25 protein-coding genes are annotated in these 20919 nt (G+C 69.2%); 10 read left to right on the forward strand and 15 right to left on the reverse strand.

The features are described from left to right. Positions 1 to 319, forward strand: a 319-nt coding sequence (locus ACT6QK_RS08005) for a hypothetical protein (protein ID WP_444597299.1), incomplete at its 5' end; no start/stop codon positions are given. 61 nt (positions 320 to 380) lie between these two features. On the opposite strand, the gene ACT6QK_RS08010 is transcribed toward ACT6QK_RS08005, so the two are convergent. From ACT6QK_RS08010 to ACT6QK_RS08025, 4 genes are all read right to left on the reverse strand, one after another. Continuing rightward, a complete protein-coding gene (locus ACT6QK_RS08010) occupies positions 381 to 737 on the reverse strand; it encodes a hypothetical protein (protein ID WP_444597300.1) in 357 nt (118 codons plus the stop codon). A 68-nt stretch (positions 738 to 805) separates the two neighbouring features. Further along, on the reverse strand, positions 806 to 1579 hold the full coding sequence (locus ACT6QK_RS08015) for a metallophosphoesterase family protein (RefSeq protein ID WP_444597301.1): 774 nt from the start codon (positions 1577 to 1579) through the stop codon (positions 806 to 808). Beyond that, the gene (locus ACT6QK_RS08020) at positions 1576 to 1749 is read right to left on the reverse strand and encodes a hypothetical protein (RefSeq protein ID WP_444597302.1); all 174 of its coding nucleotides are present in this window, start codon (positions 1747 to 1749) and stop codon (positions 1576 to 1578) included. Before ACT6QK_RS08020 ends, ACT6QK_RS08015 begins: the two co-directional genes overlap by 4 nt. Next, the gene (locus ACT6QK_RS08025) at positions 1733 to 2512 is read right to left on the reverse strand and encodes a hypothetical protein (RefSeq protein ID WP_444597303.1); all 780 of its coding nucleotides are present in this window, start codon (positions 2510 to 2512) and stop codon (positions 1733 to 1735) included. Before ACT6QK_RS08025 ends, ACT6QK_RS08020 begins: the two co-directional genes overlap by 17 nt. Positions 2513 to 2667: 155 nt before the next feature. Between ACT6QK_RS08025 and ACT6QK_RS08030 the strand changes: the two genes are divergently transcribed. Further along, on the forward strand, positions 2668 to 4788 hold the full coding sequence (locus ACT6QK_RS08030) for a response regulator (protein WP_444597304.1): 2121 nt from the start codon (positions 2668 to 2670) through the stop codon (positions 4786 to 4788). A 7-nt stretch (positions 4789 to 4795) separates the two neighbouring features. On the opposite strand, the gene ACT6QK_RS08035 is transcribed toward ACT6QK_RS08030, so the two are convergent. After that, positions 4796 to 5413, reverse strand: a complete 618-nt coding sequence (locus ACT6QK_RS08035) for a tetratricopeptide repeat protein (RefSeq protein WP_444597305.1) — start codon at positions 5411 to 5413, stop codon at positions 4796 to 4798. 61 nt (positions 5414 to 5474) lie between these two features. After that, the gene (locus ACT6QK_RS08040; protein WP_444597306.1) at positions 5475 to 6146 is read right to left on the reverse strand and encodes a glutathione S-transferase family protein; all 672 of its coding nucleotides are present in this window, start codon (positions 6144 to 6146) and stop codon (positions 5475 to 5477) included. Between the two features lie 92 nt (positions 6147 to 6238). Between ACT6QK_RS08040 and ACT6QK_RS08045 the strand changes: the two genes are divergently transcribed. The 4 genes from ACT6QK_RS08045 to ACT6QK_RS08060 all read left to right on the forward strand — a co-directional run bounded on the left by ACT6QK_RS08045 (position 6239) and on the right by ACT6QK_RS08060 (position 10525). Beyond that, entirely contained in the window at positions 6239 to 7402 is a 1164-nt protein-coding gene (locus ACT6QK_RS08045) for a serine hydrolase domain-containing protein (protein ID WP_444597307.1), read from the forward strand. Positions 7403 to 7708: 306 nt separating this feature from the next. Next, complete coding sequence (locus ACT6QK_RS08050) at positions 7709 to 8062, forward strand: hypothetical protein (protein ID WP_444597308.1); 354 nt, start codon at positions 7709 to 7711, stop codon at positions 8060 to 8062. A 301-nt stretch (positions 8063 to 8363) separates the two neighbouring features. Beyond that, positions 8364 to 9413, forward strand: a complete 1050-nt coding sequence (locus ACT6QK_RS08055) for a ribonucleotide-diphosphate reductase subunit beta (protein WP_444597309.1) — start codon at positions 8364 to 8366, stop codon at positions 9411 to 9413. A gap of 20 nt (positions 9414 to 9433) precedes the next feature. Then, the gene (locus ACT6QK_RS08060) at positions 9434 to 10525 is read left to right on the forward strand and encodes an oxidoreductase (RefSeq protein ID WP_444597310.1); all 1092 of its coding nucleotides are present in this window, start codon (positions 9434 to 9436) and stop codon (positions 10523 to 10525) included. 183 nt (positions 10526 to 10708) lie between these two features. Here ACT6QK_RS08060 and ACT6QK_RS08065 read toward each other — a convergent pair whose 3' ends face one another. The 6 genes from ACT6QK_RS08065 to ACT6QK_RS08090 form a co-directional block, all read right to left on the reverse strand. Continuing rightward, positions 10709 to 11467, reverse strand: coding sequence for a TonB family protein (locus ACT6QK_RS08065; RefSeq protein WP_444597311.1), 759 nt, complete (start codon positions 11465 to 11467; stop codon positions 10709 to 10711). Positions 11468 to 11493: 26 nt separating this feature from the next. Then, positions 11494 to 11772, reverse strand: a complete 279-nt coding sequence (locus ACT6QK_RS08070) for an HPr family phosphocarrier protein (RefSeq protein WP_444597312.1) — start codon at positions 11770 to 11772, stop codon at positions 11494 to 11496. A gap of 1 nt (position 11773) precedes the next feature. Then, on the reverse strand, positions 11774 to 12178 hold the full coding sequence (locus tag ACT6QK_RS08075; RefSeq protein WP_444597313.1) for a PTS sugar transporter subunit IIA: 405 nt from the start codon (positions 12176 to 12178) through the stop codon (positions 11774 to 11776). Positions 12179 to 12300: 122 nt separating this feature from the next. Next, complete coding sequence (locus ACT6QK_RS08080; protein ID WP_444597314.1) at positions 12301 to 12780, reverse strand: HPr kinase/phosphorylase; 480 nt, start codon at positions 12778 to 12780, stop codon at positions 12301 to 12303. Beyond that, entirely contained in the window at positions 12777 to 14492 is a 1716-nt protein-coding gene (locus ACT6QK_RS08085; protein ID WP_444597315.1) for an ATP-binding protein, read from the reverse strand. The genes ACT6QK_RS08080 and ACT6QK_RS08085 overlap by 4 nt, the downstream gene beginning before the upstream one ends. Further along, a complete protein-coding gene (locus ACT6QK_RS08090; RefSeq protein WP_444597316.1) occupies positions 14461 to 15165 on the reverse strand; it encodes a response regulator transcription factor in 705 nt (234 codons plus the stop codon). Before ACT6QK_RS08090 ends, ACT6QK_RS08085 begins: the two co-directional genes overlap by 32 nt. A 192-nt stretch (positions 15166 to 15357) precedes the next feature. Here ACT6QK_RS08090 and ACT6QK_RS08095 point away from each other — a divergent pair, with 192 nt between their 5' ends. Next, positions 15358 to 17070, forward strand: a complete 1713-nt coding sequence (locus tag ACT6QK_RS08095; RefSeq protein WP_444597317.1) for a hypothetical protein — start codon at positions 15358 to 15360, stop codon at positions 17068 to 17070. A gap of 23 nt (positions 17071 to 17093) precedes the next feature. Here the strand turns inward: ACT6QK_RS08095 and ACT6QK_RS08100 are convergent, their stop codons facing one another. Continuing rightward, on the reverse strand, positions 17094 to 17954 hold the full coding sequence (locus ACT6QK_RS08100) for a S1 family peptidase (protein ID WP_444597318.1): 861 nt from the start codon (positions 17952 to 17954) through the stop codon (positions 17094 to 17096). A 5-nt stretch (positions 17955 to 17959) separates the two neighbouring features. After that, positions 17960 to 18403 carry a DUF350 domain-containing protein gene (locus tag ACT6QK_RS08105; protein ID WP_444597319.1) on the reverse strand — a complete coding sequence of 148 codons (444 nt, stop codon included), beginning with the start codon at positions 18401 to 18403 and terminating at the stop codon, positions 17960 to 17962. Positions 18404 to 18570: 167 nt separating this feature from the next. On the opposite strand from ACT6QK_RS08105, the gene ACT6QK_RS08110 reads away from it, so the two are divergent. Together ACT6QK_RS08110 and ACT6QK_RS08115 are read left to right on the forward strand one after the other, a co-directional pair. Next, positions 18571 to 18996, forward strand: coding sequence for a (deoxy)nucleoside triphosphate pyrophosphohydrolase (locus ACT6QK_RS08110; RefSeq protein ID WP_444597320.1), 426 nt, complete (start codon positions 18571 to 18573; stop codon positions 18994 to 18996). Between the two features lie 24 nt (positions 18997 to 19020). Further along, on the forward strand, positions 19021 to 19200 hold the full coding sequence (locus tag ACT6QK_RS08115) for a Flp family type IVb pilin (RefSeq protein ID WP_444597321.1): 180 nt from the start codon (positions 19021 to 19023) through the stop codon (positions 19198 to 19200). A 10-nt stretch (positions 19201 to 19210) separates the two neighbouring features. Here ACT6QK_RS08115 and ACT6QK_RS08120 read toward each other — a convergent pair whose 3' ends face one another. Further along, positions 19211 to 20101 carry a methyltransferase domain-containing protein gene (locus ACT6QK_RS08120; protein ID WP_444597322.1) on the reverse strand — a complete coding sequence of 297 codons (891 nt, stop codon included), beginning with the start codon at positions 20099 to 20101 and terminating at the stop codon, positions 19211 to 19213. Here ACT6QK_RS08120 and ACT6QK_RS08125 point away from each other — a divergent pair. Next, positions 20100 to 20918: a ComF family protein gene (locus tag ACT6QK_RS08125; RefSeq protein WP_444597323.1), complete on the forward strand. Its 819-nt coding sequence runs from the start codon at positions 20100 to 20102 to the stop codon at positions 20916 to 20918. The two genes, ACT6QK_RS08120 and ACT6QK_RS08125, sit on opposite strands and share 2 nt — an antisense overlap. Position 20919: the final 1 nt, after the last annotated feature.

Here is a 20919-nt window from a genome sequence, read left to right on the forward strand (position 1 = left end):
TGCTATGACCATGCGCCTTCACCAAGTCGGCTTACTCAAATACCATCAATATCAAAGTCTCTTTATAGAGATATCTCGTATGGGGTACCGTATTCGAGAACCTGAAGAGATGGTGCCTGAACGATCGCAAGTTTGGGAGAAGATTTTTGCGGCTCTCCGCTCGGATGGCCACGGAGCAGGCTATTTGTCAGCGCTTCTTTCCGTTCCACAGGCGGAGATTGAGAGGCTTGTCTTTGGTTTGGTTACGCTCGGCGTTCCAGCAAATCCGGACGTGATTACGTCTCCTGGCAAGGGCAATCATCTTCATCTCGTTGAATAGGCGATCGCACCGCCCCGTGATTTCGCCCGAAAGACGTCGGGGGCCCCTCTCCAATCGGTGATCAGTCCCCCAGCACCGGCATCACCTCCACTCCGTCGCAGACGAAGATCGACATATGCGGGTGGTCGTCGAACAGGCGGACGGCCGCCTCGTGCGAGGGGGCCTTCACCACCATGAAGACGGTCAGGAGGTTGACCACGTCGGTCACCTGACCCGCGTCGGAAATCCGTTTGGTCGGCCCCAGCGGTCCGCCGACATAGAGGATGTCGTCGCGGTGCGCCTCCTCCCAGGCCTTGACGGCGGCGACGCCGCGCGCGGCGGTTTCGTCCTGCTGTTCCGGGGTCATGGCGCGCCAGGCCGCCCAGCGCGGGCCGGCCTTGTCCGAGGTGAAGACGGCGAGATAGCGGGTGACGGCCATGGCGGGCTCCTGTTCCGGGGCCAGCCTGTCGCCTTCGTCGCCCGACCGCAAGCCGCGCTGAGCGCGCCCTAGACCTCGAAGACCCGATAGGGGGTCTCGCCCAGGGTCCGCAGCACGGGCAGGGCGACGTTGTAGACCGGCACCCCCCGGTTCGTGGCCCCCTCCGGGGCGCCGCGATGGGCGTGGCCGTGGACGACCAGGCTGACGTTGTCGTAGCGGTCGATGGTCTCGGCCAGGCGGGATGAGCCGAGGAAGGCGTGGATCTCGGGCGGCTCGCCCACGACCGTATCCACCACCGGCGAATAGTGCAGCAGCACCACCGACCGCTCGGTGCGCAACATGCGGATGGAGTTCTCGATCAGGTGGGCGTCCTCGACCGCCGCCTGGACGAAGGTCTTGATCGAGGCCTCGCCGAAGGACGACAGCATGTAGCGGCCAAAGCCGCCGACGAACCCCTTGCCGCCGGCGAAGCCGACGCCCTGGATTTCATAGGCCTGGCCGTTCAGCATCTGGACCCCGGCGTCGGTCAGCATGCGGGCGACCTCCTCGGGCTGGCCGCATTCGTGCTCGTGATTGCCCAGCACCCCGACCATGGGAATCCGGCAGGCGCGCAGGTCGGCCAGCAGGTTCTCGACCTCGGCCGTCTTGCCGTAGTTGGTCAGGTCGCCGCACAGGCACAGAACGTCGGCGTCGTCCCCCACCCGCTCGAACAGCTCCCGATAGCCGCCCGACGACTGGTCGTTGACGTGCAGATCGCCCACGGCGGCGACGCGCAGGGTGTTGTGCGGTCCCGCCTCCATGCCCGGCTGGGGCGTCTGCGGGTCGGGTGGGCTGACGGTCACAGGCGGCGTCCGGGCGAGATCAGGGGGGCGGTGAAGGCGCGGCTTTCGACATCGCCCGGCGCCTGTTGCTCGCTCGGCCCGGCGTGGCGGTCGTCATCCTCGCGACGGGCGGCCAGCCACCAGGCGGGTGGAATGGGGGCGTCGTCCTCGGGTTCAGTGGATGGGGTCATGACGCTCCTCCAGCCCCTTGCCGACCACGTCGCCGAAGCCCCATTCGGCCACGTCGGACACATAGTCCCGGGCGCTGAACAGTCGGCCGCGACAGACCTTGACCCGGGGCGCCGGCAGATCGACCTGGGCCCGCAGCCGTTCGCTGAGCTCGGTCATCAGCCAGGGCGGCACATTGTCCCGCTCGGTCGGATAGGCGAAGCGGAAGTTCAGCAGATGCGACATCAGCACCTCCCAGTAGAGGTCCATCTGGTCCAGCAGGCTCTTCCAGTCGATCGCCCCGGCCTGTTTGAGGATGATGTGGTTCACATCGGCGCCGTCGTAGCGATAGCGGTCCTGGATGAAGACCTTTGACAGGATCAGGGCGGTCGGCGGAGTGATGCTCACCTCATGGCCATAGACCTCGATCGTGTCGTCGCCGAACCAGGAGTCATTGACCGCGATCGTGCCGTTGGACATGGCGAAGATCACGTCGAAGAAATGCTTTTCGTCCTTCCAGACCTTGGCGATCCAGCGCTCGTCCTCGACGTCGGTGCGGTAGCCCCGCGCCTGAAAGAAGGCCAAGATGCGGGGGTAGTCGCCGGGCTTGCAGAAGACGTCCAGATCCTTGGTCGGCCGGGTGATCCCCGTATAGGCCGTCACCGCATAGGTGCCCGACAGCAGAAACGGGATGCCGCTCTCCTTCAGCAACCGCAGGCTCTCCTCATAGAAGGCGACGGCGTCGGCCGGAGGATGGAAGCTCGGATCGAGGACGACGTCGGACATGGGGAACTCTGAACAGCGGGAATCCCGAAACGGCCCGCCGGTCTCATCCGTTCCGGCCCTGCGACCATACGTATAACCCCGTGTGAAAGGCGTCGGGTTTCTTAACCAAATGGACCTAATCAGAAGCCTGTGTGGGGCGGTCATGGGGGGCCGGGATGCGCGGTCGCTGGCGACTGTTCAAACATGAGGCGGCGCGAACGCAGGGGCTCGGGCTCCGGACGTTCCTGGCCCTTTATGTCGTAGCCCTCGCCCTGGGCACCCTGTCGACCTTCGCCTTCGACGCCGTGGTCTTCTGGCCGGCCAATGCGGTGATGATCGCCGCCCTGCTGGTCCTGCCGCGCCGTCCGGCCATGGCCATGCTGGTCATCGGCATCGCCCTGAATCTGCTCAACAATCTGGTGCGCGGCGACCAGATGCCCTTCTTCATCATCAATGTCGCGATGAACGCGGCCGAGGCCGTCGCCGTGGCCCTCGTCGCCCGGCGCGTCGGCGGCGCCGCCCTGGACCTGCGTCGGCCGGGCCGCCTGTGGCGCTTCGCCCTGCTGGCTGTCGCCCCGGCCGTCCTGGTCTCGGCCGGGGTGTCGGTCGCGATCGCCGTCGTTCTGCATGGCTATGGCCTGGAACAGGCGGTCTTCGTGCTTCAGCGGTTCTTCACGGTCGAGGCCCTCAGCGCCGTGATCGTCACCCCCGCCCTCGTCATGATCGCGTCGAGGAAGCCCGTGCCCGGCCACGCCGACCCGCACCGCGCCCGGGACAGCGCCATCATCGCCCTGCTGCTTGCGGTTACGGCCCTGGTCTTCGCCCAGACCCATGCCCCGATGGCCTTCCTCATCTTTCCCTTCCTCTTGCTGGCCGCCTTCCGCCTGTCGCCGTCACGGGTGGCCCTGGGGGTCATCGGGATCGCCGTCATCGGTGGAGCGGCGACCGCCTCGGGCCGTGGCGCGCTGATCCTGACCGACCTGCCCGACTGGCCCATGCTGTTCGGCGGCGGAGACGTGGTTTCGGCCCTCAGCCTCTACTATGTCTTCATGCTGGTGGTGGTCGCGGTGGCCCTGCCGGTCAGCACCGCCACGACCGAACGCCGTCGGCTGATGCAGAGCCTGCGCAGCCGCACCGAGGCGGCCGACGCCGCCCGTCGTCGCGCCGAACAGTCCGACGCCGCCAAGTCCCGCTTCCTGGCCCTGATGAGCCATGAGATGCGCACGCCGCTGAACAGCATCGCCGGCTATGCCGAGGTCCTCTCGCGCCGCGCCGCGCCGGACGACCGCCAGCCGCTGGAACAGATCCGCTCCGCCGGCGACGCCCTGCTCAGCCTCGTCGAGGATGTGCTGGAGATTTCGCGCGGCGACGATGCCGTCGAGGCCGCGCCCCTGCGTCTCGCGGAGGTCGTCGAGGCGGCCCTGGCGCCGCATCGCCTGGAGGCCGAAACCCGGGGCCTGAGCCTCCGCGTCGACATCCGGCCGGATGCCGCCGTCGCCCTGATCGGCGACCGCCGCCGCCTGCGCCAGGCCCTGCAGCATCTGATCGGCAATGCGGTGAAATTCACGCCCCACGGCGGCGTCACGGTCCGCGCCGACCGGCTGGACGAGACGGTGCTGATCGCGGTCAGCGACACCGGCTGCGGCCTCGACGCCGACCAGGCCGCCACCCTGTTCGAGGTCTTCGTCCAGGGCGACGATTCCATCAGCCGCCGCCACGGCGGCGCCGGCATCGGTCTGGCTGTGGTGCAGCGTCAGGCCCGGCTTCTGGGCGGCGATGTCGTGGTCGACAGCCGGCCGGGAGAGGGCGCGACCTTCACCCTGCGCCTGCCGATGACCATGGCCGAGACGGTCGAGCCGGCGCCCGCCGCCGCCTCGGCCACAACGGAAGAACTCGCCGCCGCCCCCCGCATTCTGGTCGTCGACGACCACCCGGCCAATCGCGAGGTCGCCCGGCTGATGCTGAACGTCATGGGTTGCGAGGTCGACCAGGCGGAGGACGGCGATCAGGCCGTGCGTCTGTGCCAGTCCAGCGACTACGACCTGATCCTGATGGACGTCCGCATGCCCCGGATCGACGGGCTGGCCGCCACCCGCGCCATCCGCGCCCTGGGCGGCCGGGCGGCCCGTACGCCGATCCTGGCCCTTACCGCCGACGCCATGCCCGAGGACGCCGCCCGCTGCCTCGCCGCCGGAATGGACGGCCATCTGGCCAAGCCGATCGCCTTCACCGACCTGGCCGAGGCCATCCGCCAGACCCTGGCCGAGGGGCCCCGCGACGTCGCGGACGCCGCCTGAGCGACCTTTAGGGCGCCGCCAGCCGCGCCGCCTCCGCCCGATCCGCATCGGCTCCGGCCGTGTCACCCAGCCGTCGCCTCACGATGCCGCGATTGTTCCAGGCCTGCCGGAGGGTCGGGCTCAGCCGGATCGCCTCGGTATAGTCGCCGACGGCTCCGGCGAGATCACCGGTCATAACCCTCGCATTGCCCCGATTGACCCAGGCGTTGACGTAACCCGGAAAGAGACGGATCGCGGCGTCGAAGTCGGAGATGGCCTCCGCATGCTGACCCAACTGGTTCCGCGCCGTACCGCGATTGTAGAAGGCCTCCCGATAGTCCGGCCGCAGCCGGATCGCCTCGCCATAGTCGGCCGCCGCCCTGGCCTGATCGCCCGCATCACTCCAGGCACGGCCGCGATTGTAGAGCGCCATGGCCCTGTCATGGGCGCTCAGGGCGCTGTTGCCGCTCAGGGCGGAACAGGCGGCGACCTGTTGAGACGGCGTGTAGCCAGATCCGGTGAGAGCCGAGCAGACAGCTTGATTCTGGGCCACCGTCTGAGCCTGGATCTGGGTCGGAGCCAGGACGACTGAAAGGCAGGCGAACATCGTCGGCAAGGCTGGGGTTACAAGGCTGGATCGGGTCATGCGGGTCTCCCTTGACGACCCATCCTGACCTGTTGCCGGCCGCGACGCCCCTGACCAAACCTTACGGCGGGCTCATCACGAACGGACCGGCATAATCCCCCTCGAACGGGAATCGCTCGGCCCAGAAGGCCTGCAGGTCCGGCAGGGCGTCCACCCGCCGGACCACCTCCCCCATGCGCGGCGCCACGGCGTGGAACCGGGACCGCAGCGGGCGCCATCGGCTGACCACGGCGACATAGAGGTCCAGCACCGTCAGGTCCTCGCCCATCAGGAAGCGGCCCGGCGTCACCTGGGCCTCCATCACCGACCAGCAGTGGGCGATGCGGTCGGCGGTTCGCTCCAGCACCGTCGCCTGCGCCGTCGCGTCGTCCCCGACCAGACGCCCCGGTTCGTCTCGGACCCAGTACATCGAATAGATCGAGGCCGGGATGAAGCTCATCCAGCGCAGGAACTGACCCCGGCGCGGATCGCCGGGCGGGGGCGCCAGGCCCGCCTCGGGAAACCGCTCGGTCAGCCACAGCAGGATGGCGGCGCTCTCGGTGATCGTCTCGCCCTCGGGGGTTATCAGGGCCGGGATCTGGCGCATCGGATTGGCGCCGGCGACCTTGTCGCGCTCGGCCTCGCCCTCCCAGGTCGCGGCCTCGACCACGCGATGGGGCGCGCCGACCAGCGTCAGCACGGCCTCGACCGGTACCGAACCCGATCCGGCGGCGCCATAGACGGTGAAACCCATGCCGGTCCTCCTTCGCGACAGAAGCGGACAGGCGCGCTTCCGGTTCATCCTCAACGAGGCTATGCGATCGGCACGGGACAGGGGAGGGGCGAATGCGCCGGATCGCGATCATCATTGGACTGGCGAGCGCGTTGGGGCTGACGCTGCCGGCCCTTGCACAGGCGCAGACGCCTGCATCCGCCGCCCGGTCCGCCGACCCGGGCGTCCTCTTCTGGACGCCCGAACGTCGGGAGGCGGACTTCCGACGCATGGGCGAGCTCGTCCCCCATGCGACCGTGGCGGCCTCGGGCTCGCCCCGCCCCCTGATGCAGGGCCAGCCGCTGGACCTCGACGTCGACGCCTTCATGCAGGCGGAGCGGACGGCCGGGCTCCTGGTGATCCAGGACGGAAAGGTGCGGCTGGAGCGCTACGGCCTGGGCATGACGCCACAGGACCCCTGGGTCTCCTTCTCCATGACCAAGTCCCTGACCTCGACCCTGGTGGGGGCGGCGATCCGCGACGGCCATATCGGCGGGCTGGACGATCAGGTCGTGGCCTATCTGCCGGAGATGAAGGGCAGCGCCTATGACGGGGTCACCCTGCGCCAGCTCCTGACCATGACCTCCGGGGCCGCCTGGAACGAGGACTATACCGATCCAAACGCCGACGTGGCCCGGATGCTGGTCGTAGCGCCCGATCCCGGCGTGGATGCGACGATCTCCTATATGCGCCGCCTGCCCCGCGCCGCGGAGCCCGGAACCCGCTGGCTCTACAACACCGGCGAGACCAATCTGGTCGGCGTCCTCCTGGCCCGGGCGGTCGGCAAGCCCCTGTCGCAGTATCTGTCGGAGACGATCTGGCGGCCCGCCGGCATGGCGCGGGACGGCCGGTGGCTGCTGGACGCCGGAGGCAAGGAGGTCGGCGGCTGCTGCGTCTCGGCCACGCTTCAGGACTGGGGACGGGTCGGGATGCTGCTGCTGGATCAGGGCCGTATAGACGGCCGCGCCATCACCCCCGACGGATGGTTCGAGGCAGCGACGCGCAAACAGGCCGACATCGGCATCCCCGGTCGCGGCTACGGCTTCCAGTGGTGGACCACCGACGCCGGGACCTTCGCCGCCAGCGGGATCTTCGGCCAGAGGCTGCATGTCGATCCGCAGCGGAACCTGGTGGTCGTCATCCTCTCCGCCTGGCCCGTCGCGACCGGCGCCGAACGCTCGGCGGCGCGCGACGCCCTGATCGCGCGGATCAACCAGGCGGTGGACGGCGGGGGGTGAGGGGCAACCTCCCTCTCCCGGCGGGAGAGGGCTCGAGCCCACGAGAGCGAAGCGATCGTTCTTGGGCGAAAGGGTGAGGGGCTTCTGTCGAAATCGGCGCAAGCCGTATCAATGCCCGCGCGACGGCTCACGCCGACTGCGCCGCCAACCCCTCATCCGTCCGCTACGCGGCCACCTTCTCCCGCCGGGAGAAGGGAAGTGAGACGGTCTTCAGCCAAAGGTCTGATTTCCGCGTCGAAGCGAATGGCTGATGCCGACCCGTTGCAGACGTTGCGGCGGTCAGCGGATATGTGAGACCGTGGCTCGATGGACGATACCGCACCGGATATGTCAGTCGTCTACGTCGATGGCCTCGCTTCCGGCATGGTCATCCAGTTCGGCACTGGCGATTGGCGTGATGGCTCGGTCAAGGGTGTCGTGATCAGTGAACAGGCGTTCGACCAACTGGAGCCAGCGATCCGTGTTGCGATCCCGGATTGGTATAGCGGGTTACGGCACAGCGTTACCGCCATCACTCCAACGAGTTTGGGAGCGTTAATCGCGGCCATTGGCACACTCGTCTATGACGACCCCGATACGATGAAGATGATCGGCCAAGTGAATGGTTGGCTGGCTTTGGCGAATGAACGAGGCGAAGCGGTAAGCATCTTTGGCATCTGATCGACGGCCCGCTCCCCACACCCCAGCCGACTTTCAATAGGTCCGCTTTCGGCGATTTACGCCAAGGCCCGCTTCTCTACAGCGCCAATTCTCGCGGAGCTTGGCGGCCGCAGCCCAATCCGCTCCGAAACCATCCCCCGAACCGTCCCCCGGAATCGCGCGCCCAAACACCACATCTAGCGGCTGCGAAAAATGTGATCGCTAAATAGCCTCATTTCGGCTTGGCGCCGGGGTCTTGTGGCCGCATGGTGAACGTCTCGATTCCGTCTCCCATCCGATCCGTTTCAGAGCGCGCCCTCCGATGAACGCCCACGCCATCATCAAGCCCGGAACCCCCGGCCTTCTGACCTCCTCGGCCGCCTACAAGCCGTTCCGCTATCCCTGGGCCTTCGACATGTGGAAGAAGCAGCAGCAGGTCCACTGGATGCCCGAAGAGGTGCCGCTGGGCGAGGACTGCAAGGACTGGGCGGCCAATCTGAACGACGGCGAGCGCAACCTGCTGACCCAGATCTTCCGCTTCTTCACCCAGGCGGACATCGAGGTCCAGGATAACTACATGGAGCGCTACGGCCGCGTCTTCAAACCGACCGAGGTGAAGATGATGCTGGCGGCGTTCGGCAATATGGAGACCATCCATATCGCCGCCTACGCCCTGCTGCTCGAGACCATCGGCATGCCCGAGGCCGAGTTCGGCGCCTTCATGGAATACGAGGCCATGAAGGACAAGCACGACTACATGAGCCAGTTCGGGGTCGAGACCGACGCCGACATCTGTCGGACCCTGGCCATGTTCGGCGGCTTCTCCGAGGGGCTGCAGCTGTTCGCCTCGTTCGCGATGCTGATGAACTTCCCGCGCCAGAACAAGATGAAGGGCATGGGCCAGATCGTCAGCTGGTCGGTGCGCGACGAGAGCCTGCACTGCGAGGGCATCATCAAGCTCTACCACGCCTTCAACAAGGAAACGGGGGCGGTGACCAAGGCGGTGGCCGAGGACATCGTCGAATGCTGCCGCACCGTGGTGGACATGGAGGACAAGTTCATCGACCTGGCCTTCGAGATGGGTTCGGTCGACGGCATGACTCCCGAGGACATCAAGAAATACATCCGCTTCATCGCCGACTGGCGCCTGCGTCAGCTGGACCTGCCGGAGCTTTACGGCGGCTCGCGCGAGAACCCTCTGCCCTGGCTGCAGTCGCTGCTGAGCGGCGTCGAACACGCCAACTTCTTCGAGGCCCGCGCCACCGAATACTCCAAGGCGGCGACGCAGGGGTCCTGGCACGGCGCCGACGGCGTCTGGTCCGAGTTCGACAAGATGATGGCCCGCCGCGACATGAGCATGGTCGCGGGCTGAGCCTGCCGGAGACTGACGCCGTGACGGATGACCTGTTCGCCTCCGTCACGGCCTCTTCGCCTGCATCGACGCGCCGCACCGGCCCCGTCAGGGTCGCCCTGATCGGCTATGGCTTTGCGGGCAAGACCTTCCATGCGCCGCTGATCCGCGCCGCGCCGGGGATGGACCTCCACCTCGTCGCCACCAGCCAGCCCGAGGTGGTCCGCACCGACCTTCCCGGCGTGAAGACCGTGGCCAGCCTGACCGAGGCCCTGGCCGACCCGGACGTCGAACTGGTCGTCGTCGCCACCCCCGACGCCGTCCACGCCGAACAGGCCACGGCGGCGCTGAGGGCCGGCAAGGCGGTGGTGATCGACAAGCCCTTCGCCCTGACCCACGCCGATGCGGCGGCCGTCGTCGCCCTGGCCGAGGAACGGGGCCTCTTGCTCTCGGTGTTCCAGAACCGGCGCTGGGACGCCGACTTCCTGGCCCTGAAACGCGAAATCGAGCGCGGGCGGCTGGGTCGGGTGGTCACGGTCGAGAGCCGGTTCGACCGCCACCGCCCCGTGGTCCGCGACCGCTGGCGCGAGGCGCCCGGCGCCGGCTGCTGGCTTGACCTCGGCCCCCATCTGATCGACCAGATGCTGGTCCTGTTCGGCCTGCCGGTCGGGATCACCTGTTCGCTGGCGATCCAGCGCGACGGCGGCCTCAGCCCCGACTGGGCCCATGCGGTGCTGCGCTACGACGACGGGCTCAGGGTCGTGCTCAACGCCGCCATGGTCATGGCCGCGCCCGAGGTCCGCTTCGCCGTCCACGGAACCTCGGCCAGCTGGCTGAAGGGCGGGCTGGACGTGCAGGAGGATCAGCTGAAATCCGGAATGGCGCCCGGCGCGCCCGGCTGGGGCGTCGATCCCCGGCCCGCCACCTGGGTCGATGGCGACACGGGCGCCCGCTCGGCCGCCCCGGGTCCGCCCGGCGACTATCCGGCCTATTATTCAGCCATTGCGAAAGCCCTGCGTGGCGAAGGCGACAACCCCGTTCCGCCGGATCAGGCTCTGGCCGTCATGCGGGTGCTCGACGCGGGTATGGAGAGCGCCCGGACGGGGCGGGAAGTCCTGATCCAGACTTCCTGAACGCCCACCCGTCACCCTCGGGCTCGACCCGAGGGTCGGCGGCGCCGCGCCTGTGCAGGTGAATGGCGAAATCTTCGTCGAACGCGGCCGTCTCCAATCCGCCGTGCCGCCCTAAGGCTGATCCTCGGGTCAAGCCCGAGGATGACGGCGAAAAGGCGGGGACGACGGCGAAAAGGCGGGCGCCTAAAGCGCGTCGCTGCAGTCGTAGGCGGCGCAGTACAGGGCCTTCAGCCTTTCATTGGCGCGCAGCCCCAGGGCCTTGGCCTTGTCGCCCGCCCGGTCGAGCTGCTCATCGGTCAGGTTGGGTCGCGTGGGCCGCCGCCCCATGGCCATGCCGCGCAGGTCCTCGGGCGAGACCGTTCGGGCCATGGCCGTGGCGACGGCCTCGATCGCCTGGGGCCGGACCTCCCGTTCAAGCCCGTCGATCATGGCCTGGACCGCCTCGACCCGATCGGCGTCCAGCCCGTCCAGGCTGATGGCGCGCGGCCCCTGACGCAGGCCGGGGGTGAAGCGCGGCGCGACCTCTCGCGCCAGAGCCAGGGTCTCGGCCGACGGCTCCGGCCCTTCCCACGGCTGGACCGTATCGACGGGCGGCAGACTGAAAACCACCCGGAACGCCACCTCGGAGGCGGTCAGCGCTCCATTGCGGGTCTGGGGATTGGACTCGAACCGGTCCGTCAGCTTCAGGGCGGCGGCGTCGAAGCCCAGGCCCAGCGGCGCGACCTTCTCGACCCGGCAGTCCGACAGCCGCCCGTCGATCCCGCTCTGGCAGACCAGACTGGCCTTGCCCTCGATCCCGGCGTGGGAGGCGAAACCCGGATAGGCGTCGGCCATGGCCGCCCCGTCCGGCACGGCCTTCCAGGAGGCGGGAACCACCGTGGCGCAACCGCCCAGCCCCAGGGTCGCCAGGGTCGCCGCGAGGATCGAACGAGGGGCCGCCATGGGATGGTTTCCGTCGAGGAAGGGGTTCAGGCGTCTTCGTCGAACCGGCGCGCGACCAGGTCCAGCAGGGCGGCCAGGGCCTCTTCGGCGTCCGGCCCCTCGGCCGAGATGTCGATGGTCGAGCCGATCCCGGCGCCCAGCATCAGCAGGCCCATGATCGACAGGGCGTTGACCGTCGTCCCCTCGCGGCTGACATGGATCTCGCTCTCGAAGGTCGAGGCCAGCTTGACGAACTTGGCCGAGGCGCGGGCATGCAGTCCCCGGGCGTTGCAGATGTCGGCCGTGGCCGTCACGGGCGCGCTCATCCTACTTCTCTCCGGCCAGAACCCAGGAGGCGACCGAGATGTATTTGCGCGCGGCGTCCTGGGCATGGGCCACACAGGCCTCCAGGTCCTCGCGCTGACGCACGCTGGCCAGCTTGATGAGCATGGGCAGGTTCAGCCCGGCGATGACCTCGGCGTGGGTCTGCTCCATCACCGAGATGGCCAGGTTGGAGGGGGTGCCGCCGAACATGTCGGTCAGCAGGATGACGCCCGAGCCGTCGTCCACGGCGGCGGCGGCGTCGACGATGTCGCGACGGCGGCGCTCCATGTCGTCCTCGGGCCCGATGCAGACGGCCGCGACCCCGCGCTGGGGACCGACCACATGCTCCATCGCCGCGAGGAACTCGGACGCCAGACCCCCGTGGGTCACGATCACAAGGCCGATCATGAAGGCTTCACCAACTCAACGCCCCGAAACCGCGTCCGCCATATCGCCGGATGGGAGGCCCGGCACGGACAGCAAGCTGGCCTGAATAAAGGAAAGGCCGACAGGTTGAAAGCGGCCTCGCGTCACAGCCTGCGACCGGGCGTTTTCGTCGCGATCCGGGCGAGCGCCCGCTCCAGGGTCTCGCTCGCCGAGGCGGGCCGGATGTCCAGCGCCATCCGCGGCAGGTCGAGCCCGCACAGGGTCTCGACCTCGGGCTCGGGCAGGCGCTCGACCGTCGTCTGGCCGCAGACGACGACCAGGGCGATGCGAACCAGGGGTCGGGACACGCCGACCGGGATCACGCCCAACCCCCTCGCCTCCAGACACCCGATCAGACCGGGCGGCAGGGTCTCCGGCGGGGCTGCATAGAGGGCCTCGCCCGACCGCCAGACCCGGCTGTAGTCGTCCGACACCAGTCGCCAGCCGCGCCCGACCAGCCTCAGCGCCATGTCGCTCTTGCCCGCGCCCGAAGGTCCAGTCAGCAGGACGCCGCTCCAGCCCTCCGGTCCATGCCGCGCCACGGAGGTCGCGTGGATCAGCGGCGACGGGTTCTCGCCCGTCACGCCTCGTCGCTCGCCGTGCGGCGAACCGCGGCCAGATGGGTGGTCGGCAGTTCGACCACGAAACGCGCGCCGACCACGGCGCCCTCGTCATCCACCCGGTTCAGCGCCCTCGCCTGACCGCCATGCGCCTCGACGATCTGGCGCACGATCGACAGGCCGAGACCCGAGTTGGCGCCGAAGGCCGTGCCTTTCGGGCGCGAGGTGTAGAACCGCTTGAACACCGTCTCCAGGTTCTCGGGCGGGATGCCGGGTCCGTCGTCGTCCACGGTGACGACGGCCTTGTTCGGATCGGCCGCAGACCGTTCGGTCGAGACCCGCACGGTCCCGCCGGCGGGGCTGAAGGAGCGAGCGTTGTCGATCAGGTTGCGGAACACCTGACCCAGGGGGCCGTCGCGGCCGAGCACGCGCAGGCCATCCGCAACGGTCGACAGCTCGACCTTCGCCTGTCCCGGCTTCTTGGTTGTGGCGTAGACGCCGACGATGTCGCCGATCAGGGCGTTCAGGTCGATCGGACGGGGCCGTTCGCGCGACAGCTCCGCGTCCAGCCGCGAAGCGTTGGAGATGTCCGTAATCAGCCGGTCCAGCCGTTTCACGTCGGCCTGCAACAGGGCGTTCAAACGATCCCTCTGCTCGTCGGTCTTGACCAGGGCCAGGGTCTCCAGCGCCGACCGGATCGAGGTCAGGGGGTTCTTGATCTCGTGCGACACGTCGGCGGCGAAGGCCTCGATGGCGTCCATCCGGTCCGACAGGGTCTCGGTCATGGTCTCCAGCGACTTGGCCAGATCGCCGATCTCGTCGCGCCGCCCCTCCAGATCGGGCAGGGAGATGGCCCGCGCCCTCTGCATCCGCACCTGATCCGCCGCCGCCGACAGCCTCAGGATCGGCCGGGCCACGAACTGGTTGAGGAGGATCCAGGTCAGGACATTCACCGCCAGGGCCACCAGGGCGAAGGGGATCAGCGCCGTGCGCTGGGCCGCCAGGATTTCATCGACGTCGTCGGCCTGCAGCGTCAGGACGCCGAGGATCTGGCTGACGTGCCGCACGGGAACGGACACCGAGACGACCCGCTTGCCCTCCTCGTCATGGCGGATGGTCTTCTGGATCTGGCCGGCGAGAGCGGCCTTGACCTCCTCGATCAGTTCCTGCCGGGCTCGCAGCTGGCGGGCATTGGCTTTCGCCTCCGCTTTCGGCGGCGTCGTCTTGACCGGCGTTCCAGCGGGGCGGGCCGGCGGCAAGGGCTGACCCGGTATGACCTCGGTCACGGCGTAGGAGTCGGCGAAGGGTCTGAGGTCGATCGCGCCGGGCTCAAGCCCGATGGAATCCACGAACATCACCCCGTCGGCGTCATAGAGCCTGGCGCGCTGGCCCTCGGGAATGAACCGGTCGAGCAGGACCTGCGGGACCGTGGCCGGGTTGAACTGCGGGGTCGGCTCGCCGACCGTGTACTCCTTGTCGGCCAGAACATTGGCGAGCAGCTCTGCCTGGCCGACAAGCGAGTCCTGCCGCGCCTCCACGAGGCCCCGGCTCCACTCGTTCAACGCGAGCGCTCCGCCCAGCAGAATCAGCAGGCTGAGCATATTCAGGGCGAAGATCAGCCCGCCCAGCCGGGAGCTGCCGAAGCGGTTCAGCCTTCGGGTTAGCTCCAGTCGGGCCTGGTTGCGCTCCGGCCGGGCCGGACGCTCAGCTTTCGCGGTATCGGTAACCGACGCCATACAGGGTCTCGATCGCGTCGAACTCGGGATCGACCACCCTGAACTTCTTGCGCATCCGCTTCACATGGCTGTCGATGGTCCGGTCGTCGACATAGACCTGGTCGTCGTAGGCGGCGTCCATCAGGTTGTCGCGGCTCTTCACGAAGCCGGGGCGCTGGGCCAAGGCCTGGAGCAGCAGGAACTCCGTCACTGTCAGCTTGACCGCCTTGCCGTCCCAGGTGCTCTCGTGCCGCGCCGGGTCCATGACCAGCTTGCCGCGACGGATCGCCTTGCCCGAGGATTCGGCCGAAGGCTCGGGCTCGCCGCCGTCGGCGCCCGTGCGGCGCAGCAGGGCCTTGACCCGCTCGATCAGAAGACGCTGGCTGAACGGCTTGTGGATATAGTCGTCGGCGCCGAGGTTGAAGCCGAGGATCTCGTCGATCTCCTCGTCCTTGGAGGTCAGCATAATGACCGGGATCTGACTGGTCTGGCGCAGGCGGCGCAGCACCTCCATCCCGTCCATGCGGGGCATCTTCACATCCAGGATCGCCAGATCGGGCGGGGAGTTTTCCAGGGCTTCCAGCCCCGCGACGCCGTCGTGATAGGCGGTGATCTTGTGGCCGTGGCTTTCCAGCGCCAGGGACACGGAGGCGACGATGTTCTCGTCGTCATCGACCAGGGTGATGTTGGCCAAACGGCCCTCCTCAGCGTTTCGCGGCCGCGACCGGCCGCCTTCGTCATGGCGTTCTAACGCGCGACAAGCGTAACCGTTCGCCGCGAACGCGGTGACATTAGGGCGGCGCGGCCCCGGGGCCAAGGGCGGCGGCGCGGCGGCGGGGCCGATCGATGAAACCGGACCTTAAAACCTGCCGTGCAGAATGGCTCTATGGCCGGTCCGATCCACTACGAAATCTACGTCCGCAAGACGCCCCCGTCGCCCTGGGCCCTGGCCATGGCCACCGAGGACCGGGCGATCGCCGTGGAAACGGCCGAGGAGACCCTGCGCAACCAGCTGGCCGTCGCTGTCCGGGTGACCAAGGAGACCCTGGACCCCGACACCATGGAGTTCGTCAGCGTCACCATCCTGACGCGCGGCGCCCCCGAGCCCAAGCGCAAGCGGCTGGTCGATCCCGACCAGGGCCAGCCGACCTGCAGCGCCCCGCACGATCTCTACACCCCCCTGGCCCGCGAGCGGCTAAACGCGGTGCTGGAGGACTGGCTGATGCGCAATCGCATCACGGCCTACGAACTGCTGCACCGGCCGGACCTGGCCGAGAAGCTGGACGCCTCGGGCGTCGAGCTGCAGCACGCCATCCAGAAGGTGGCCATCCCCGAAAGCCAGGCGACCGGCCAGCCAACCCACGACCTGATCCGTCACTATCAACGGCTGGCCGAGGCCTCCATCGCCCGACTGGTCGCCGCCGGACGGCGCGGCCTGTTCCCCGACCCCGCCGTCCAGCCCCTGGGGCGGATCGTCCAGGGCCTGGCCGGCAAGAGCGATCGCATTTTCGTCATGGGCGGGATCGTCTGCCGCGCCGCCGCAGCCGGCGGCGGACCTCGCGAACGGCTGGAACGGCTCATGGACCTGGCCGATCAGGCGCCGGTGGACGGTCCCGGTCGCGCCCTGGTCATGGATCAGATCGAACATCTGCTGTGCGACCTGCTCAGCGCCCGCAGCGGCCTGGCCGACGTTCTGGGGCCCGACCTCGACCAGGGCGCCAGTCTGGCGGCCGTGGTGCGGATGTCCGCCCCCCAGGAGATCGCGGCCCTGATCCGCGCCGAGCCGCGCATGGGCGACATGATCCCCGTCGTAGACGGCGCGGCCGGGCGGCTGGCCGCCTATCTGTCCCGCGATGAGTTCCCGAATCTGGCCCGCGTCCTGGCGCGGATGGTGCTGCGCGAGCTGATGGGGCCCCGTCGCCTGAGGCCGGGGGACGCCCTCGGCGAGATCGGCATCCTGCGCACCCTGGCCGCCTGTCTGACCGCCACGGCCGGCCGCCTCCTGACCCTGGACGAGGTCCAGGCGGCCTTCATCGAACGCTCCAAGAGCCTGGTGACCGCCGATTTCGTCGGCGCCTGCACCGCCGGGCGCGAGACCGCCCTGATGGAGGTGGAGACCCTGGTCCGGCTCTGCGAGAACGTCACCGGGACGGCCAACAAGCGCGCCGCGGCGCGCTGGCTCGACGCCAGCCTGACGGCCCTCCGCTTCGAGAGCGAGATGCGGGCGCCGGGCGTCCATCCCGTGCAGAAGCTGGCGGTTCTGGCCGGGCTTCAGCGCTCGATCCTGGCCTGCGCCCTGTCCGACACGGACCGGGACCGCCTCCTGGCCTCCATCGGCCAGCTGGGCGGGGTGATCGAGACCGACGCGCGGCTGGTGTCCCAGATGGCGCGCGCCGAGGCCCCGCCGCCGCAGAAGATCGCCGCCCTGCTGCGACTCGCCGCCGGCCAGACCGGCCCGACCGGCCCCGTCGCGGATCGCGCCAAGGCCGAGGTGCTGAAGCTGGTCCGCACCCCTCAGGCCCGCTCGGCCATGGTCGAGGCGCCCGAGATGCTGCACGAAATCAAGGGCCTGATGAAAACGGTCGGCCTGGCGGCCTGAGAGCCTGGGCGGCGGCGGCCGATCTAGGACAGACAGACCACCTGGGCCACGCGCAGGTCGCGTCGCAGGTCGTCAGAGGTGCGGCCGTAGTTGTCGAGGGTGATCGTCTCGTCGCGGGCGTCGCCGGGTCGGGTTTGGCCCCGAACGGCCTGGGCCAGATCCCAGGGTGTGGTCGTATAAATCCGGCCCCGACGCGGCGCCTCCGCGATGGTCACCCCCATCACCCGCCCCATGCGATCCAGGGCCGGGGCGCCCGACAGGCCCGACAGGGCGCCGTCCAGGCCCCGGGTCCGGCCCACCTCGGCCCAGGCCAGCACCCGCTCCGACGTCCGCCCCCGTCCCGGCGACCGGATCACGTCCTCGCCCAGCAGACGGCTCGCCGCCTCGCCCGCCCGTCCCTGCGGAAAGCCCGGATGATAGGCCAGCTGGCCGATCTTCGGCGCCGCCGGGCGCAGCCGCAGGCCGGCCGGGCCGCCCTCCGTGATCAGGAGGGCCATGTCGGCGTGGGGCGCCAGGCGGAAGGCGGGGGCCACCGCCCGTCCGCCGCCGCGCGGCAGGGCCGGGCGGCGACAGCCCTCCACCACATGCCGCGCCGTGACCCAGCGCCCGTCGTCGGCGACGGAAAAGGCCGTGCCCGAGGTCGGCTGGAAGGCCCTGTGCGGCGCCTCCACCATCACCTCGGGATCGAAGGGCGTCACCGGACCCAGGAGGGCCGCCTCCGTCTCGTTCGGCGCGGACGGTGCGGGGGGCGCATCGGCCTTCTCGGCCAAAACCAGCGAAATCAGGACCAGCCCGACCAGAACCCCGGCGTAGATCAGCCAGTCCGGCGCCCGCCCCGTCAGGGCCGCCAGAGCGGCCGTCAGGGGCCGTTGCGGGCGATCCATCGCCCTCAGCCCGTCAGGGCGGCGGCGAGGACAAGCGCAGTGGCCAGCCGGGCCGAGACCAGCAGGACCGCGGCCGATATGTCGCCGTCACGCACCCGCTGCGGCGATCCGGCCAAAATCAGGTCGACCAGGCGGAAGGCCAGAAGCTGCATCACCACCGCCACGGCGCCCCAGATCAGGATGTCCAGGGTCGAACTCGACACCGACAGGGACACCGCCAGGGGCGCGGCCAGGCCCAGCAGCACCCCGCCGAAAGCCACCGTGGCGGCCGGATTGCCCTGGCGGATCTGATCGACCTCCTTCCACGGCGACAGCAGGGCGTATACCGCCGCCCCGCCCACCAGCAGGGCGAGGGTGGTTCCGGCATGGATCAGCAGCACGGGGAACCCGCCGACGAAGGCCTGGATTTCGGGACTGATCAGGGTCTGGGACTGGGCGAGCGGTCGCATGGGTCTGAAAACAAGGAGTTGAACCCCGTCCATGCCGCATTGCCGCCCCATTCCGCTAGCGCGCGACGGCCACACCTGGGGTTCAATCGCAGGGAGCGCCGCCCCCGCCCGGGGGCCAACGACGGCGTGAACGCGACAGGGCGGCTGCGGCTCGCTACATCCGTTCCATGACCGGAACCGCCCCCGAATCGCCCCTGCCCACCGTGCTCGTGGTCGCCGTCGCCCTGATCGACGTCGATGGGCGGGTGCTGATCGCCCAGCGGCCCGAGGGCAAGCAACTGGCCGGGTTGTGGGAATTTCCCGGCGGCAAGGTAGAGCCTGGCGAACGGCCCGAGGCGGCCCTTATCCGCGAACTGAAGGAGGAGCTGGGCATCGACGTGACCGAGGCCTGCCTCGCCCCCTTCGTTTTCGCCTCCCACGCTTACGATTCATTTCACCTGTTGATGCCATTGTATCTGTGCCGACGCTGGTCGGGGACCGTGGTCGCCCGCGAACACGCCGCCCTGGCCTGGGTGAAGCCGAACCGACTTTCGGACTATCCCATGCCGCCCGCCGACGCGCCCCTGATCGCCTGGTTGTGCGATCTGATCTGATCAGACCCTGAAGAGGAGGGCCGGATGCGTGCGTTTCTGACCCGGTTCCAACGCGACGAGAGCGGCGCCACGGCCATCGAATACGGGCTGATCATCTCGCTGATCTTCCTGGCCATCGTCGGCTCCCTGACCATCTTCGGCAATACGTCCAGCGGCCTGTTCAACCGGGCGATGGACGCCATCCGCACCGGCATGGGCGGCTGAAGGGCCGGAGCTACTCCCCCTCGCGAACGCCCAGGGCGTCCGCCAGCCGCATCGTCGCCGAACCGCGCGGCAAGGGCTTCTGCTGGTTGTCGCTGCGCGCCCAGCCCGCCAGGTTGACGATCTCGAAGGTCGCCGGAATGCGGCCGTCTGCCTCTGCATACCGTTCGGCGTAGAGGGCCGCGGCCCGCGCGGCGATCGTGCGCGTCAGCGGCCGGATCGCGCCGAACGGAACCCCCGTTTCTCCCATCGCCCTCAGGTCGCGGATCAGGGCGAACATGTCGGGATAGCGCACCGTCAGCCGATCCACGTCCGACACCGGCAGGGCGAAGCCGGCCCTTTGCAACAGGGCGGCCCCGTCATAGCCGTCGGCGAAGGGCGAGACCCGCGCCTGGGCCCCACCGCGCTCGGCCAGTTCCGCCTCCGTCAGCACCGCCCGCAGTTCCTTCAAGGTCCCCGCTCCCAGCAGCGTGCCCAGGAACAGGCCGTCCGGTTTCAGCGCCCGCTGGATCTGGCTGAGCGCGCCGGGCAGGTCGTTGGCCCAGTGCAGGGTCATGACCGAGACGATCAGGTCGCAGGACCGATCCTCCAGCGGCAGGGGCAGACGCCCCGGATCGACCCGCCCCTCTTCCAGACGCCGGATCGGCCCGACCCGCCCGGCCGCATCGCTGTCGGCCAGCAATCGCGCGAACGACCCCGGAAAGGCCGAGAGGTCGACCGCGACCGGAAACTCCCGCAGGATGGCCTCCAGACTGTTCACCGCCCCCTCTGCGGCGCGGGCGTGCAGGAAGTCGGCCTCGGCGAAACGGCCCGCCGCCCGGTCCAGCCGCGCGGCCCGGCGCACCGGGTCGAACAGGCGGGGCGGGCCGGAATCGGGGCGGTCATCTGAAGGGGAGGCGGTCATGCGGGTTCAGGATGGGGGTTCGGAACCGGGATGGAAAGGGCGGGCCGTCGCCGCCCTGCGTCCGCGCTGGCCCGGATCAACCGCCGTCCTGCGTGGTCTGGCCGACCTGATCCTGCCGCCGGTGGCCCATGACAGCCGCGAGGCGACCGCCGCCGCCGGCCTCAGCCCCGACGCCTGGAGCCGCGTCGCCTTTCTGGAGGCGCCGGTCTGCGACGGCTGCGGCGCGGCCTTCGAATACGACGGCGGAGCCTTCGCCGCCGATCGCTGCGCCGCCTGTCTGGCCCAGCCCTACGCCTTCGGCCGGGCGCGGGCGGCCTGTGTCTATGACGAGCATTCGCGCGGGCTGATCCTGAAGTTCAAGCACGGCGACCAGCAGCAGTTCGCCCCCCTGTTCGCGCGCTGGATCGCCCGATCCGCCGCCGACCTGGTCGAGGCGGCCGACGCCGTGGTCCCCACGCCCCTGCACCGGACGCGACTGCTGACCCGTCGCTTCAACCAGGCCGCCGAGATCGCCCGGCCTCTGGCCCGCGACGCCCGGCTCGACTACCTGCCCGACGCCCTGATCCGCGTCACGGCGACTGACAGCCAGGGCGGCAAGAGCGCGCGGGGCCGGCGGTTGAACGTCAAGTCCGCCTTCGCCGTTTCCGAAAGCGGCCGTCGCGCGATCAAGGGCCGGCGCATCCTCCTGATCGACGACGTCCTGACCACCGGCGCCACGGCCGAGGCCTGCACCAGGGCGCTGCTCGACGCCGGCGCCCGCGCCGTCGATCTGGCCGTCATCGCGAGGGTGCGAACCGCGCGAGAACTCACTAGATAGG

It is taken from the genome of Brevundimonas sp., from assembly GCF_052436175.1.
In the GTDB taxonomy this organism is placed as follows: domain Bacteria; phylum Pseudomonadota; class Alphaproteobacteria; order Caulobacterales; family Caulobacteraceae; genus Brevundimonas.

Coding starts and splice junctions, on each gene's coding strand:
- ACT6QK_RS08020 (WP_444597302.1), bottom strand. CDS start 1,749: ATGACCCCATCCACTGAACCCGAGGACGACGCCCCCATTCCACCCGCC.
- ACT6QK_RS08120 (WP_444597322.1), bottom strand. CDS start 20,101: ATGACCGCCTCCCCTTCAGATGACCGCCCCGATTCCGGCCCGCCCCGC.
- ACT6QK_RS08070 (WP_444597312.1), bottom strand. CDS start 11,772: ATGAGCGCGCCCGTGACGGCCACGGCCGACATCTGCAACGCCCGGGGA.
- ACT6QK_RS08040 (WP_444597306.1), bottom strand. CDS start 6,146: ATGGGTTTCACCGTCTATGGCGCCGCCGGATCGGGTTCGGTACCGGTC.
- ACT6QK_RS08125 (WP_444597323.1), top strand. CDS start 20,100: ATGCGGGTTCAGGATGGGGGTTCGGAACCGGGATGGAAAGGGCGGGCC.
- ACT6QK_RS08085 (WP_444597315.1), bottom strand. CDS start 14,492: ATGGCGTCGGTTACCGATACCGCGAAAGCTGAGCGTCCGGCCCGGCCG.
- ACT6QK_RS08105 (WP_444597319.1), bottom strand. CDS start 18,403: ATGCGACCGCTCGCCCAGTCCCAGACCCTGATCAGTCCCGAAATCCAG.
- ACT6QK_RS08100 (WP_444597318.1), bottom strand. CDS start 17,954: ATGGATCGCCCGCAACGGCCCCTGACGGCCGCTCTGGCGGCCCTGACG.
- ACT6QK_RS08075 (WP_444597313.1), bottom strand. CDS start 12,178: ATGATCGGCCTTGTGATCGTGACCCACGGGGGTCTGGCGTCCGAGTTC.
- ACT6QK_RS08045 (WP_444597307.1), top strand. CDS start 6,239: ATGCGCCGGATCGCGATCATCATTGGACTGGCGAGCGCGTTGGGGCTG.
- ACT6QK_RS08095 (WP_444597317.1), top strand. CDS start 15,358: ATGGCCGGTCCGATCCACTACGAAATCTACGTCCGCAAGACGCCCCCG.
- ACT6QK_RS08115 (WP_444597321.1), top strand. CDS start 19,021: ATGCGTGCGTTTCTGACCCGGTTCCAACGCGACGAGAGCGGCGCCACG.
- ACT6QK_RS08030 (WP_444597304.1), top strand. CDS start 2,668: ATGCGCGGTCGCTGGCGACTGTTCAAACATGAGGCGGCGCGAACGCAG.
- ACT6QK_RS08110 (WP_444597320.1), top strand. CDS start 18,571: ATGACCGGAACCGCCCCCGAATCGCCCCTGCCCACCGTGCTCGTGGTC.
- ACT6QK_RS08050 (WP_444597308.1), top strand. CDS start 7,709: ATGGACGATACCGCACCGGATATGTCAGTCGTCTACGTCGATGGCCTC.
- ACT6QK_RS08035 (WP_444597305.1), bottom strand. CDS start 5,413: ATGACCCGATCCAGCCTTGTAACCCCAGCCTTGCCGACGATGTTCGCC.
- ACT6QK_RS08055 (WP_444597309.1), top strand. CDS start 8,364: ATGAACGCCCACGCCATCATCAAGCCCGGAACCCCCGGCCTTCTGACC.
- ACT6QK_RS08065 (WP_444597311.1), bottom strand. CDS start 11,467: ATGGCGGCCCCTCGTTCGATCCTCGCGGCGACCCTGGCGACCCTGGGG.
- ACT6QK_RS08025 (WP_444597303.1), bottom strand. CDS start 2,512: ATGTCCGACGTCGTCCTCGATCCGAGCTTCCATCCTCCGGCCGACGCC.
- ACT6QK_RS08010 (WP_444597300.1), bottom strand. CDS start 737: ATGGCCGTCACCCGCTATCTCGCCGTCTTCACCTCGGACAAGGCCGGC.